Genomic DNA, 13,269 nt, shown 5'->3' with positions numbered 1-13,269 from the left:
GACTTAGACATCTCCACTAAGCCGGGAGGTCCTCCTCTTTCACAAGCCCCGTGTCACCAACGTGTCTGCCGAGTACATCTAGCGGCTCAGACCCGGCGCGACGTGTCGAGCCGGTCGAAGGCGTCGAGCACGTCGGTCATCGACGGGCGCTCCATCGTGACGACGGCTCCGCCGCCGCGGCCCTCGCGCTCCTGGCGCAGGTGCCGCTTGATCGTCGAGGTCGAGCAGCCGAGCCGGTCCGCCAGCTGGCGGCACGTCTCGTCGGGGTGCGCCTTGCGCGCGCTCACGACCTCGGCGTGGTCGACGGGTCCGCCACCCACGCGCGCCGTGCCGTACGGGCTCGAGTCGACCTGCACCTCGATGCCGAGGTCGCGGCGCATGCGGCGGCGCTCGGCCTCGCTCGTGCAGGCCAGGAAGCCCGAGACGTCGACCTCGACGACCGCGCGGTAGAGGCACGCGTCGAGGACGGCACAGCCGGCGCACCGGCGGTGGGCGGTCGCCCGCTTGGTCACGTAGTCACGCCACACCTCGGGCGTCACGTCGCGCCGCGAGGGCGGGGACAGCAGGATCTCGTCCTGGTACATCTCCGGTGCCATGGCACACGGGGGGAGTGTCGGCTTCATTGCCCTCTCCTCTTTCCCTATGCCCCCAGCCTAGAGGTACATCCCCCCGGTCTCGGAAGGTGTGACCTGGTCACTGGCGTTGCCTTGGTCACTTCCGCCACCGGGCAGGGCGAGCCGCATGTTCTGCAGCTGGCTCTGCGCCTGGACCTGCTGCGCGTAGAGCGCGGCCTGGATGCCGTGGAAGAGGCCCTCGAGCCAGCCGACGAGCTGGGCCTGGGCGACGCGGAGCTCGGCCTCGCTGGGCGCCTCGGCGTCGAAGGGCAGGCTCAGCCGCTCGAGCTCGTCGATGAGCTCGGGCGCGAGGCCGTCCTTGAGCTCGTCGATCGACTGCACGTGGATCTCGCGCAGTCGCGACCGGCTCGCCTCGTCGAGCGGGGCGGACTTCACCTCGTCCAGCAGCTGGCGGATCATCCCGCCGATGCGCATCACCTTGGCCGGCTGCTCGACCAGGTCGGTCAGCGGCGTCGGGGTGGACTCCTGCGGAGCGGGCACGGGCTGTCCCTGGGGGTCGATGATCCGGTCGTCGGTCATGGCTCCCACCCTAGGCCGGGACGCCACGTCCGGCCGGGGGACCTCAGCCGCGCAGGTCCAGCACGACCTTGCCCACGTGCGAGGACTCCTCGAGGATGCGGTGCGCGTCGGCGACGTCGTCGAGGGCCACGGCGGCGTGGACGATCGGCCCGAGCGTGCCGTCCTCGATGAGCGGCCACACGTGCTCGACGAGGTCGGCCATGATCGCGGCCTTCTCCTCGGTGGGACGGAATCGCAGGGAGGTCGCCGAGACGGTGCCCTGCTTCTGCAGCAGTGCGCTCAGGTTCAGCTCGCCCTTCACGCCGCCCTGCATGCCGATCACGACGATGCGGCCACCGCGCGCGAGCGCCTTCACGTTCTGGCCGAGGTACTTGGCGCCGATGATGTCGAGCACGACGTCGACGCCCCCGGCCTCGCGGCACACCTCGGCGAAGTCCTCCTCGCGGTAGTTCACGACGACGTCGGCGCCGAGGTCGCGCACGACCTCGGCCTTCTCGGCGCTGCCGACCGTGGTGACGACCTTCGCGCCGAACGCCTTCGCGAGCTGGATCGCGGTGGTGCCGATGCCGCTGGCGCCGCCGTGGACGAGGAGCGTCTCGCCCGCCGTGAGGCCGGCGAGCATGAAGACGTTCGACCAGACGGTCGCGTAGGTCTCGGGGATCGCGCCGGCGGTCAGCAGGTCGACGCCCGCCGGGAGCGGCACGACCGGGCCCGCCGGGACGACGACGCGCTCGGCGTAGCCGCCGCCCGCGAGCAGCGCGCAGACCTCGTCGCCGACCCTGAGATCGGAGACGCCCTCGCCGACCGCCTCGACGACGCCCGCGCACTCGAGGCCGATCACGTCGGTGGTGCCGGGCGGCGGCGGGTAGTGGCCCTGGCGCTGCAGCAGGTCGGCCCGGTTCACCCCCGCGGACGCGACGGCGATGACGACCTCCCCGGGACCCGCCTGCGGGTCGGGGACCTCGGCGACGACGAGGCTCTCGGGGCCTCCGGGCTCTTCGACGATCACGGCTCGCATGGCCTCCACCGTAGTGACCGGCACACTGGTGCACATGCGTGTGACCCTCGTGCAGCTGGCCGCGACGCTGGACTCGTCGCAGAACCGGGACCTCGTCGAGCAGCTCCTGACCGACGTGAGCGGCGCCGACCTGGTGGTGCTGCCCGAAGCGACGATGCACGACTTCGGCGACCCCGGGCACGACCTCGCGGCGGCGGCCGAGCCGCTCGACGGACCGTTCGTCGACCTCGTCGCGCGCCAGGCGAGGCGCCTCGGCGCCACCGTCGTCGCCGGGATGTTCGAGCGCACCGACGACCTGCCGTTCAACACCCTCGTCGCGGTCGGCCCCGACGGCGACCTCGTCGCGACTTACCGCAAGATCCACCTCTACGACTCGTTCGGTTACCGGGAGTCCGACCGCCTGCGCGCCGGCGGCATCACACCGGTCGTCGTGCCGGTCGCGGACGTCTCGGTCGGCCTGATGACCTGCTACGACCTGCGCTTCCCCGAGCTGGGGCGGATGCTCGTGGACGCCGGCGCCGACGCGTTCGTCGTGCCGGCCGCCTGGGTCGCCGGCGAGCACAAGGTCCACCACTGGCGCACCCTGCTCACCGCGCGCGCGATCGAGAACACCGTGTGGGTCGCGGCGGCGGGTCAGGGCGGCGACCGCTACACGGGGCATTCCTTGGTCGCCGATCCGTGGGGAACTATCGTGGAAGAGGCCGCCGGGGGGAACGAGCTGGTCTCGGCAGACCTCGTGCTCGACGTCGTGCGGCGATCCCGCGAGGTCAATCCCTCGCTGACCAACCGGAGGATTCCAGCGCAGTGACGACCACGCAGCCCGGCCGCCGACGCCTCGACACGTCGGTCCCGACGCCGTACGAGGTGGCGACCCGTGAGCCGCGCGTCACCTCCGCCCGGTGGTCCCGCCTGCTCCTGCTCGCCATCGTCGCCCTGTGGGTGCTCAGCACGGCCGGCGCCGCCACCTCGATCGTCGACGTCGGCGCGCCGTCGTGGCTCTGGCGGCCGTCAGCGGCCGTCCTCATGGTGACCTACTCCGTGATCCTGACCCACCGCGTCGGCGGGTACATGCGCATCTGGGTGAGCCTGACCGCGCTGCTCGCGCTGGCCACCGTGGCGACCGGCATGAACGGGCTCCTCGCGGCCTCCGCCGGCGTCACGGCGGTGATCTCGGCGGTCTCGGCCGTCCTGTTCACGCGCCCCGCCCGCACCACGCCGCAGGTGCTGCGCGAGTACGTCGTCATGCTGGCGCTCTGCCTCAGCGGCGCCGCCGGCGTGGCCGCCTGGAACGCCGCCGTCGACGCGCGCGCCTTCGGCCTGCTCGTGATGGCCGTGTCCGTCACGCTCGCGCTCTCGATCGTGTGGCGGCTCGGCTCGGGCCTGCACGGCCTGGGACGCAGCCACCTCAAGCTGCTCGTCATCGTGGCCGTCGTCGCCGTGGGCCTGTTCTTCTACGGCAGCTTCGTGCGCGAGTCCGGCTCGCCCGCCCTGCAGGACCTGCTCGACGACACGATCGTGTGGCTGCGCCAGAACGTCGGCGGCGTCCCGCGCCCGTACGAGTTCCTCATCGGCTTCCCCGCCCTGGTCGTCGGCACGTCGATGCGGGCCCGGTACCGCGAGGGCTGGTGGGTCTGCGTCTTCTCGGTCGTCGGCACGGTGATCGTCGTGGTCTCGCTCATCGACCCCAAGGCGTACCCGTCGTACTTCGCGCTCTCGACCCTCTACAGCGCGATCATCGGCCTGGTCATCGGCCTGGCCATCCGCCTCGTGTTCCTCACGCCGCGCGGCCGCCGCGCCGCCCGCGCCGTCCAGCAGTCCATGCGCTCCGAGCCGAAGCGCACCGAGCCGCTGAAGTGAGCCGCGCGGCCCATCGCCGCCCCCCGCTGTGCCCGGATGCGAGAATCGACGCAGGTCCCGGCGCTGCGCGGCGGGCCTGGAGGGGTGCCGGAGTGGCCGATCGGAACCGCCTTGAAAGCGGTCGCTGGCAGTGATGTCAGCCACGGGTTCGAATCCCGTCCCCTCTGCGTGACTCGTTACCGACTGGATCGGGCGCACCTCATGGTGCTCGCCGGCGTCTGCTTCATCACCGCGGCCGTCAGCGTCCTGATCGCCTTCCTCACCGCCGGCAAGGGCTCGGCGGGCACCGTCGTGTCCGTCATCCTCGCCATCGTGGCGGTCGTCGCGCTGCTCGTGGCCGCGATCGCCAACCTGCGGCCGCCGACGGTGCTCACGCTCGACGAGATCGGCTACCGCGCCCGCGGCCGCCACGGCGACGGCACCTGGAAGCAGGTCGAGGCCGTGGAGGTCAGCGACGGCCTGCTGCGCTTCACCGACGCCTCCGGGGATATCAGCGCCGTGCCGCTGCAGTACGTCGAGCGCGACCGCCGCGCCGACCTCATCCGCGAGGTCTACGACCGGCTCAACACCGCCCACGGCTACCGCCGCTTCGATCCGGCCGAGTTCGACTGACCTGCGGCCGCTCCCCCAGTGATCGGGTGCCGGCGAGGGACGAGCCCTCCCGGTGATCGAGTGCCGGCGAGGAACGAGCCGGTGTATCGAGATCACGTGAGCTGACTGCTGCCGGCGGAGACCGGTCCCTCCGCTCACCTCACCAGCGAGGCGGAGCGAGCTCCGCCGTGGCGGGCGCACACCTCACCAGCAGACGACAAAGGTGGAGCAGGCTCACCTGCTCCACCTTTGGGTGGCGGAGCAGGCCCCGCCGTGGTCGCCGCCCACGTCACCAGCAGACGACAAAGGTGGAGCAGGCTCACCTGCTCCACCTTTGGGTGGCGGAGATGGCGGGATTTGAACCCGCGAGAGGTTTGAACCTCAACCCGCTTAGCAGGCGGGCGCACTAGGCCACTATGCGACATCTCCAGACAACCGGATCAGGATACCCACTCGGCTCCGCGAAGCCGAATCAGGGCTCGCGCTTGATGATCGAGTCCCTCGCCCCGTCGAAGCCCTCGGCGAGCGGCGGCAGCGGCGTCGACGGGTGCGGATGGGCCCGCATCCCCTCGAGGCACAGGGCGCGCATCCGCTGCGAGATCCAGCCGCGGTGGTCCGGCGCGAACGGCTGCACGCTGCCCAGCATGATCGCCGCGGCACTCAGGTCGGCCGCCACGAGGTCGTCGCGGGCGCTGCCCTCGGCGATCGCACGCCGGACCATCGTGTCCATCGAGCCCACCCAGCGCTGGCTCGGCTTGTACTCGGGGTCGTTGACCGCCTGCCGGCGCATGACCTCCGAGACGATGCCCTTCTCGACGAGGTAGTCCTGGCACTCGCGCAGGACGAGCTCGATGCCGTCCCAGCCCGTCGGCTCCGCGAGCGCACGGGCGCCCATGTCGTCGAAGAACTCGATGTAGCGGTCGTACAGCGCGCGGATGACGTCCGCGTGCGACGCGAAGTTCCGGTAGAGCGTCCCGGCACCGACCTTCGCCGCCGCGGCGAGGCCTTGCAGGGGTGCGTCGAGGCCGTTCTCCCGGAAGTAGACCTCGGCCGTGTCGATGATGCGCTCGCGGTTCGCCAGGGCGTCGCGGCGCATGGGTTGACGACTGGAATCGGACATCGATTCCAACTTACGGGAAGTGGTGTCCGAACTCACCGGTTACCCGATTTCACTCCGTCGAGGTGGTCAGGGTAGAGTGGGCGAGGCCCGCGAGGGCGTGCGCCCGTAGCTCAACGGATAGAGCATCTGACTACGGATCAGAAGGTTTGGGGTTCGAATCCCTACGGGCGCGCCAGACACCCCCGGTCGACCATCAGGTCGGCCGGGGGTTTCTCGTTGCGGAGGCGCTCCCGGCGAGGGATGCACTCACTGCACGTAACACGGGACGCACGGGTCACCGAGGCACCGATCCGCCTCGAACGCGAGCCTCGACGCGCGCCGTGGGGCCGCCCAAGCGGAGCGAATGCTCCGCTTCTCGTTACCTGACAGCGCGTCATCTCATAGCGATGAGCGGCCTTGGACACATCCGCGAAACGAACTCTTCCCAGACTCGGTCCGTCCCTGCTCCGCGCCACCGCGCGGGCTTCCCCCCGACCGAGAGGGATCACGTGTTCAAGCAACGAGGATGGCGACTCGCCACCGTGGGAGCGCTGATGGCGCTGCCCATGGCGGCGCTGCCCGCCCAGGCCGCCGACGGCACCGTCGCGTCCGGCTCCGACTGGACGGTCAGCCGCGCCGCGGGCGGCTACCTGGTCACCGTCGACCTGGCCAAGCGGCTTCCGGTGGTGTCCGACGCCCCGACCATCGAGGTCGACGGCGCGCCGATCGGCATCGCGACCGAGTCCGCCGACGGCCGCAGCCTGTCGGTGTTCACGACCGACGCCTCCGTGGCGCGGGCCGACGACGTCGAGGCCGGCTGGTTCAGCAAGCCGTCCGGCGCGAAGGCGCAGGTCATGACGGTCGACGAGATCGCCGAGGCCGACCCCGAGGCCCTCGACGAGAACCCCGCCTCCATCGGCACGTACGAGCACACGGAGGCCGTCTACGACTTCGGTGCGCAGTCGATCGCGCTCGCCGGCATCGGCGGGATCCGCGGCGAGCTGCAGGGCAAGATCTACCTGCCCAAGACCGGCGGCGCGCGCCCCGTGGTGTTGCTGCTGCACGGCCGCCACACGTCGTGCGCGAGCGGCTCCGGCGCCCCCGGCACCGCGAACCCGAACCGCTGGCCCTGCGGACCCGGCCAGCTCAACATCCCGAGCTTCGCCGGCTACGACGGCACGGCCCGTGCGCTGGCCAGCCACGGCTACGCCGTCGTCTCGATCGCGGCGAACGCCATCAACTCGAACGACAACCAGCTCGCGCTGGACCAGGGCGCCCAGGCGCGCGGCCAGCTGCTGCTCGACACCCTCTCGATGCTGAAGAAGGCCAACGAGGGCGCGCCGGTCAGCCACTACGACGCCCAGCAGGACAAGGACGTCACGCTCGCCGAGGCGCTCGCCGACCAGGGCCCGCTGCCCGGCCTCACCGAGGGCACCGAGGGCCTGTCCCCCGCGCAGCTCGTCGGCCGCTTCGACTTCTCGAACATCGGCATGATGGGCCACTCGCGCGGCGGCGAGGGCGTGACCTCGGCGGCGACGCTCAACCAGGGCCTGGCGAAGCCGTGGAAGATCACCTCGATCCTGCCGCTGGCGCCCGTCGACTTCGCCCGCATGACGGTGCCGAACGTCCCGATGAACGTGGTCCTGCCGTACTGCGACGGTGACGTCTCCAACCAGCAGGGCCAGCACATGCTCGACGACTCGCGCTACGCGTTCGACGACGACGTGCTGCGCAGCGGCGTCTGGATGATCGGCGCGAACCACAACTTCTACAACACCGTGTGGACGCCCGGGAAGTACCCGTACAACGTCAGCGACGACTGGGGCGCGAGCTCGACCGACGCCGTCTGCGGCCCGCGCTCGGAGACCAACCTCCGCCTGAGCGCCGACGCGCAGTACGACGCGGGCACGGCCTACATGGCCGGCTGGTTCCGCCTCACGATGGGCGGCGAGGACCAGTTCCTGCCGATGTTCGACGGCTCCGCCCAGGTGCCCGAGGTGCTCGGCGGCGCCGACATCCGCTCGGTCTCGACCGCGCCGGCGTCCGCCCGCTCGACCATCACGACGTTCGAGTCCACCAGCTCGCTGGTCCGCACGCAGGGCGCCGCCACGGCGACGGTCTGCGCCAGCGCCGGCGGCCGCACCGTCGCGCAGCCGCTCCCGGCCTGCACGCCGACGACCGTCAACACCAGCTCGCTGCCGCACTGGACGCCCGCGAGCAACGGCGGCAACGTCCCGGCCACGCCGGTCACGAGGCTCTCGTGGACCGCGCTGGGCACCGGCACGACGACCATCACGCCCAGCGAGCTGCGCGTGAGCGTCCCGGCCAAGGCGCGCGACGCCAGCGGCATGGAGCGCCTGTCGGTCAAGGTCGCGGCGGACGACACGGTCGCCGGCACCACGGCGCTCTCGCTCACCGTCGTCGACGGCGCGGGCACGACGTTCACGAAGCCGGTCGCCGAGCTCAACCCGCTCGCCGTCAGCCGCTTCCCGGCCTCCACCAGCGCCCTGCTGAAGAAGATCATCCTGCAGCAGGTCGACCTCCCGGTCGCCGACCTGGCGGACGCCGGACTCAGGGTCTCGGACATCCGCGAGGTCCGCTTCGGCGCCCTCGCCGGCCCGGACGACCTCGCCGCCGGCGGCGTGTTCCTGTCCGACCTGGCGTTCGAGACGTCGGCCGTGGGCACGGCGGACAGCAAGCCGGTCCCGACGATCAACGTGGACGCCCCCAGCGTCGACGAGGGCAACGCGCCGGGCACGGCCGACATCGCGGTCTACCTGGACGAGAAGGCCTCGATCCCGGTCTCGGGCTACGTGTCCACCCTCGGCTCGGCCACGGGCCGCGCCGGCATCACGATGGAGAAGGTCACGTTCGCCCCGGGCGAGACGTGCAAGGTCGTCACGGCGCCCGTCCTGGGCGACACGCTGGCCAGCACGACGGCCTCGACGTCGGTCAAGGCCTCGGTCATCAACACGTCCGGCGCCGTCATGGGCACGAACGCGCTCGACTGGCTCGAGGTCCGCGAGGACGACGGCGTGACGGGCTCGGCCACGGCCCTGCCCCCGGCCGGCGTCCAGGGCGACGCGTGCGCCGAGCTCGCCGCCAAGGGCGAGGAGGCCGAGGTCGCGGTCAGCGACGAGGCACCCCAGCCCGGCGAGACCGTCACGGTCACGGCCGGCGGGTTCCGCTCGGGCGAGGGCGTCACGGTGAAGGTCGCCGGCGCCGACCCGGTCGTGGCCGTCGCCGACGCCACGGGCTCCGTCAGCGCCCCGGTCACGATCGCGGCGTCGGCACCTCGCGGCGCCACCGAGGTCACCGTCACCGGCAGCGGCACCGCCCGCACCGGCGCGACCTCGATCTCGGTCCTGGACGCGAGCGCGACGAGCCTGTCGATCTCGCCCGAGGCGCCCGCCATCAACGAGGCCGTCACGCTGACGGCCGAGGTCACCGGCGGCGACACGACCGGCACGGTCGAGTTCCTCGACGGCACCACGTCGCTGGGCAGCGCCCCGGTCACGGATGGCACGGCCACCCTCGAGGTGCCGGGCTTCAAGGCCGGCGAGCACACCATCGTGGCGACGTTCGGCCGCACCGGCGTCACCGAGGCCTCCACGTCCAACGCGGTCGCCTTCACACTGGTCAAGGGCAAGCCGACGATGGTCGTGTCGCTGTCGAGCGCCTCGACGGTCTTCGGCCAGGCGGCCACGCTGTCGGCGGTCGTCGGCGGCGCGGACGGCGGCGCGGTGACCTTCCGCTACGGCTCGACGACCACGAAGGTCGCCCTGGCGAAGGACGGCTCCGTGTCGCTCACGCTGCCGAGGACGCTCAAGCCGGGCCGCTACACGGTCTCGGCCGCGTACGACGGCACGGACCGGACCGAGGCCTCACCGGGCATCTCGACCACGCTCAGCGTCGCCAAGAAGGCCACGACGGCGCGCATCTCCGCGCGGGCCACGGTCAAGGTCGGCCAGGCCATCAAGGGCAACGTCGCGGTCCGCGGCAAGGTCGCGGGCGTCGCGCCCACCGGCACGGCCAAGGTCTACGTCGCGCGCGGCAAGGGCGGCTACAAGCTGGCCCGCACCGTGAAGGTCCCGTCGACCGGCAAGGTCTCGTACTCGGTCAAGGCGCCCAAGAAGCGTCAGGTCGTGCGGGTCAAGGTCGTCTACTCCGGTGACGCCAACTACGCGTCGAGCAGCTCGGCGCCGCAGGGGGTGCGCGTCCGCTGAGTCACCGGCGAGGCCCCGGCAGCACCCGCTGCCGGGGCCTCGCCGCGTCCCGGGGCCAGTGGCGGCGCCCGTCAGCGGATGCGAGGGCCCGGCATCCGTGGTGGCATGGAGGGACAGAGAGTCGACCGGAAGGGGAGAGTCATGGGACTCGACGACAAGCTGGGCAATTCCGCTGATGACCTCAAGGGCAAGGCCAAGGAGGCTGCGGGCAACGCCAGCGACGACCCGGAGCTCAAGGCCGAAGGCAAGGGCGACCAGGCCAAGTCCGACATCAAGCAGGCGGGCGAGAAGGTCAAGGACGCCTTCAAGCACTGACCCACACGAAGAAAGGGCCCCGGGAGATCCCGGGGCCCTTTCTCATGGCGTGGTCACACGGCCGGCGGCGTGGCCGGGCCAGGCGGCGGAGTGCCGGGTCCCGGGGTCGTGGCGGTGGTGCTGGTCGGCGCGGCCGGCGCCGTGTACGTCGAGGACGTGTAGGTCGGCTGGTCGGCCATCTTGGCCCGCACGTACGCCGCGACGCCTGCGACGGCGGCCGTCAGCACGCCCACGAACGCGACCTTCTTGACGCCGGCGAAGCGCTTCTTCTTCGTGACGGGCAGCTTGTCCGCGACCGGGTCCGGCAGCTTCTCGACGAGATCGTCGCGCAGGTCGAGCAGCTCGGACTTGTCGGGCAGACGGGCCAGGAGCTCGTCGCGCAGCGCGAGCCATTCCGCCTTGTCCGGCAGCCGGTCGGCGAACTGCTCCTTGAGGTCCAGCAGCTCGGCCCTGTCCGGCAGCTGCTCGACGACGCTGTCGACGTGATCCTTCACGCTCTTCTTGCCCTTGCCCACGATGGCTCCCTTCACACGGAGGTGGTCGGACCTCCATCGTGGCGCACCTCGGCGGCCCTCGCTAGTCGGTCGCCGCCTCCAATACGACCTCCGCGGCGTCCTTGTCGGGGCGCAGGCCGCGCCAGCTGGCGTGCCGGAGGTGGCCCGCGGGCGACCAGTCGCCGAACACGACCTCGCCCACCAGCGTCGGCGTCGTCCACGTCGCGTCCCGCGCGGCGACCGCCTCGACCTCGTCCACGAACGGCGAGGTCTTCCGCTCGAGCGGGTCGAGCAGGGACCGCAGCTTGCGCCGCTCGGCGTCGCTGTACCCGGTCCCGACGCGGCCGAGGTAGTGCAGCCCGCCCTCGACCGGCACGCCCACGAGCAGCGAGCCGATGCCCCGGCCGTTGCTGCTCGGGCGCCAGCCGCCGATCACGATCTCCTGCGTGGTCTGGTTCTTGATCTTGATCCAGTCCGTGGACCGGCCGCCGGGGTCGTACGTGGACGAGCGGCGCTTGGCCACGATCCCCTCGAGCTTGTGCTGACGGCTCAGCGCGACGGCGTCCTCCAGCGAGCCGCCGAACGGCGGCGGCACCTGGACGAGCTCGCCCTCGATGCCGGCCTCCTCGAGTGCCTCGCGGCGCTCGTCGTACGTCAGCGAGCGCAGCGACTCACCGTCGCGCTCGATGAGGTCGAACGCCATGAAGCCGACCGGCACCGTGCGGCGCAGGCGCTCGACGTCACCGGCCCTGGTGACGCCCATGCGCTGCTGCAGGCGGCCGAAGCTGGGGACGCCGCGCGCGTCGAGGGCGACGATCTCGCCGTCGACCACGAGGTCGGCCCCGAGGCCGGCGAGCTCCTCCACGAGCTCGGGGTAGCTGGCGCTGACGTCGTTGTGGTTGCGCGAGAACAGCCGGACGGTGTCGTCGCGGACGACCGCGATGCAGCGGATGCCGTCCCACTTGAGCTCGTACGCCCAGCCGTCGCCGTCGGCGTCCCGCGTGCCGCCGAGCACGGCCAGCATGGGCGCCACGAAGCCGGCGCGACCCGCGGCCGCGTTCCGGCGAGCGGGCTTCCTCGCCGGCTGCGCGGGCTCCGCTTTCGTGGGCGGCGGCTCGGCGGCGGCCTCCTGGTCCTTCATCCGGTGGATGAGCCAGTTCTCGCCGGTCTTGATCAGGGCGAGCCGCACCGACCCGCCGAGACCGCCGTCGGGGCTGCCGTGCAGCGTCGCGATGACCTCGTGGTCGTTCCATTTCTCCAGGTCGAAGTGACCGTGGTCCCAGATCGTCACGTGGCCCGCGCCGTACTCGCCCTTGGGGATGTCGCCGGCGAACGTCGCGTACTCCATCGGGTGGTCCTCGGTCTGCACTGCGAGGTGGTTGCCGGACGACGTCTCGGGCACCCCTTTCGGCAGCGCCCACGACACGAGGACGCCGTCGCGCTCCAGCCGGAAGTCCCAGTGCAGGCGTCGCGCGTGGTGCTCCTGGATGACGAAGATCGGGTCGCCGCTGCGCCCGACCACGACCGAGTCGGGGACCGGCTCGGGCGTCTTCGAGGCGTCGCGCATCGAGCGGTAGGTCGACAGCCGGTCCGTGACCGGCGCCGCGAGCGACGCCATCGGGTCACCGCGCTCGGCGAGCCGCTTCGGGACCTCGTCGATCGTCAGGTGGCGCAGGTCCTCGTCGAGCTCGTCCCAGTCGCGGGGCACCGCGACCGTCGGCTCCTCGCGTCCGCGCAGCGAGTACGGCGAGATCGTCGTCTTGTTGCGGTTGTTCTGGCTCCAGTCGACGAGCACCTTGCCGTGCCGCTTCGCCTTGGACATGTCGCTGACGACCAGCTCGGGCATGGCCGCCTCGAGCGCCTGGGCGACCTGCTTGGCGAAGGCGTTGACGTAGTCGGCGTCGTGCTCGCCGTCGAGGTGCGCGAACAGGTGGATGCCCTTGCTGCCGCTCGTCACCGGGAAGCACTCCAGGCCGATGTCACCCAGCAGGTCGCGGGCCGCGTGGGCGACCTCGACGCACTCGGGCAGGCCCGTCCCCGGCCCCGGGTCGAGATCGATGACGAGGCGGTCCGGGTTCTGCGCGACGCCCGTCGCGTCGACCTGCCACTGGGGCACGTGCAGCTCGAGCGCCGCGACCTGGCCGGCCCACGCCAGGTCGGCGACCGACTCGAAGATCGGATACGTGTTCGTGTGCGAGCGGTGCTTGATCGAGACCCGGCGGATCCAGTCAGGCGCGGAGTCGGGCAGGTTCTTCTCGAAGAAGACCTGCGCCGCGGGCCCGGTGCCGTCCACCCAGCGCTTCCGCGTGACGGGCCGGCCCGCCAGGTGCGGCAGGATCCACGGCGCGACCTGGACGTAGTACGAGATGACGTCGGCCTTCGTGGTTCCCGTCGCGGGGTAGATCACCTTGTCGCTGTTGGTCAGCCTCAGCAGGCGCCCGTCGACGGACACCGTCTGGGTGGACCGCGATGCCATGATCTTGCCCCCTTGCAAGTAGTGTGGGTGTCTCACATT

Annotated in this window: 11 protein-coding genes and 3 tRNA genes; 7 read left to right on the top strand and 7 right to left on the bottom strand. The window is 71.6% G+C overall.

What is annotated here, in order from left to right; genetic code table 11:
• Positions 1-86: 86 nt before the first annotated feature.
• Genes AB3M81_RS12195 through AB3M81_RS12185 form a run of 3 tightly spaced genes read right to left on the bottom strand, consistent with a single transcriptional unit; the run spans position 87 to position 2,172 of the window.
• The gene (locus tag AB3M81_RS12195) at positions 87-596 is read right to left on the bottom strand and encodes a WhiB family transcriptional regulator (RefSeq protein ID WP_412904172.1); all 510 of its coding nucleotides are present in this window, start codon (positions 594-596) and stop codon (positions 87-89) included.
• Between the two features lie 57 nt (positions 597-653).
• The gene (locus AB3M81_RS12190; RefSeq protein ID WP_412904171.1) at positions 654-1,154 is read right to left on the bottom strand and encodes a bacterial proteasome activator family protein; all 501 of its coding nucleotides are present in this window, start codon (positions 1,152-1,154) and stop codon (positions 654-656) included.
• Positions 1,155-1,197: 43 nt separating this feature from the next.
• On the bottom strand, positions 1,198-2,172 hold the full coding sequence (locus AB3M81_RS12185; RefSeq protein ID WP_412904170.1) for an NAD(P)H-quinone oxidoreductase: 975 nt from the start codon (positions 2,170-2,172) through the stop codon (positions 1,198-1,200).
• A gap of 34 nt (positions 2,173-2,206) precedes the next feature.
• On the opposite strand from AB3M81_RS12185, the gene AB3M81_RS12180 reads away from it, so the two are divergent.
• The 4 genes from AB3M81_RS12180 to AB3M81_RS12165 all read left to right on the top strand — a co-directional run bounded on the left by AB3M81_RS12180 (position 2,207) and on the right by AB3M81_RS12165 (position 4,641).
• Positions 2,207-2,980 carry a carbon-nitrogen hydrolase family protein gene (locus tag AB3M81_RS12180; protein WP_412904169.1) on the top strand — a complete coding sequence of 258 codons (774 nt, stop codon included), beginning with the start codon at positions 2,207-2,209 and terminating at the stop codon, positions 2,978-2,980.
• Entirely contained in the window at positions 2,977-4,029 is a 1,053-nt protein-coding gene (locus tag AB3M81_RS12175; protein WP_412904168.1) for a hypothetical protein, read from the top strand. Before AB3M81_RS12180 ends, AB3M81_RS12175 begins: the two co-directional genes overlap by 4 nt.
• A 78-nt stretch (positions 4,030-4,107) precedes the next feature.
• A tRNA-Ser gene (locus AB3M81_RS12170) sits at positions 4,108-4,196 on the top strand.
• 1 nt (position 4,197) lies between these two features.
• The gene (locus AB3M81_RS12165; RefSeq protein WP_412904167.1) at positions 4,198-4,641 is read left to right on the top strand and encodes a hypothetical protein; all 444 of its coding nucleotides are present in this window, start codon (positions 4,198-4,200) and stop codon (positions 4,639-4,641) included.
• 318 nt (positions 4,642-4,959) lie between these two features.
• Here AB3M81_RS12165 and AB3M81_RS12160 read toward each other — a convergent pair.
• Positions 4,960-5,049 (bottom strand) — tRNA-Ser (locus AB3M81_RS12160).
• A 43-nt stretch (positions 5,050-5,092) separates the two neighbouring features.
• On the bottom strand, positions 5,093-5,740 hold the full coding sequence (locus AB3M81_RS12155; RefSeq protein WP_412904166.1) for a TetR/AcrR family transcriptional regulator: 648 nt from the start codon (positions 5,738-5,740) through the stop codon (positions 5,093-5,095).
• A gap of 99 nt (positions 5,741-5,839) precedes the next feature.
• Between AB3M81_RS12155 and AB3M81_RS12150 the strand changes: the two genes are divergently transcribed.
• The 3 genes from AB3M81_RS12150 to AB3M81_RS12140 all read left to right on the top strand — a co-directional run bounded on the left by AB3M81_RS12150 (position 5,840) and on the right by AB3M81_RS12140 (position 10,260).
• A tRNA-Arg gene (locus AB3M81_RS12150) sits at positions 5,840-5,915 on the top strand.
• Between the two features lie 358 nt (positions 5,916-6,273).
• Entirely contained in the window at positions 6,274-9,945 is a 3,672-nt protein-coding gene (locus tag AB3M81_RS12145; protein WP_412904165.1) for an Ig-like domain repeat protein, read from the top strand.
• A gap of 141 nt (positions 9,946-10,086) precedes the next feature.
• Positions 10,087-10,260, top strand: a complete 174-nt coding sequence (locus AB3M81_RS12140) for a CsbD family protein (protein WP_412904164.1) — start codon at positions 10,087-10,089, stop codon at positions 10,258-10,260.
• 53 nt (positions 10,261-10,313) lie between these two features.
• Here AB3M81_RS12140 and AB3M81_RS12135 read toward each other — a convergent pair whose 3' ends face one another.
• On the bottom strand, positions 10,314-10,775 hold the full coding sequence (locus AB3M81_RS12135) for a hypothetical protein (RefSeq protein ID WP_412904163.1): 462 nt from the start codon (positions 10,773-10,775) through the stop codon (positions 10,314-10,316).
• 61 nt (positions 10,776-10,836) lie between these two features.
• Positions 10,837-13,230: an ATP-dependent DNA ligase gene (locus tag AB3M81_RS12130; protein ID WP_412904162.1), complete on the bottom strand. Its 2,394-nt coding sequence runs from the start codon at positions 13,228-13,230 to the stop codon at positions 10,837-10,839.
• Positions 13,231-13,269: the final 39 nt, after the last annotated feature.

Origin of the sequence: Aeromicrobium jepli (genome assembly GCF_047246605.1) — a bacterium.
In the GTDB taxonomy this organism is placed as follows: Bacteria; Actinomycetota; Actinomycetes; order Propionibacteriales; family Nocardioidaceae; genus Aeromicrobium.
Note: the sequence above shows the minus strand (reverse complement) of the source record. Positions and strands in the feature narration are given on the sequence as shown.

Coding starts and splice junctions, on each gene's coding strand:
- AB3M81_RS12130 (WP_412904162.1), bottom strand. CDS start 13,230: ATGGCATCGCGGTCCACCCAGACGGTGTCCGTCGACGGGCGCCTGCTG.
- AB3M81_RS12185 (WP_412904170.1), bottom strand. CDS start 2,172: ATGCGAGCCGTGATCGTCGAAGAGCCCGGAGGCCCCGAGAGCCTCGTC.
- AB3M81_RS12145 (WP_412904165.1), top strand. CDS start 6,274: ATGGCGCTGCCCATGGCGGCGCTGCCCGCCCAGGCCGCCGACGGCACC.
- AB3M81_RS12180 (WP_412904169.1), top strand. CDS start 2,207: ATGCGTGTGACCCTCGTGCAGCTGGCCGCGACGCTGGACTCGTCGCAG.
- AB3M81_RS12155 (WP_412904166.1), bottom strand. CDS start 5,740: ATGTCCGATTCCAGTCGTCAACCCATGCGCCGCGACGCCCTGGCGAAC.
- AB3M81_RS12190 (WP_412904171.1), bottom strand. CDS start 1,154: ATGACCGACGACCGGATCATCGACCCCCAGGGACAGCCCGTGCCCGCT.
- AB3M81_RS12195 (WP_412904172.1), bottom strand. CDS start 596: ATGGCACCGGAGATGTACCAGGACGAGATCCTGCTGTCCCCGCCCTCG.
- AB3M81_RS12140 (WP_412904164.1), top strand. CDS start 10,087: ATGGGACTCGACGACAAGCTGGGCAATTCCGCTGATGACCTCAAGGGC.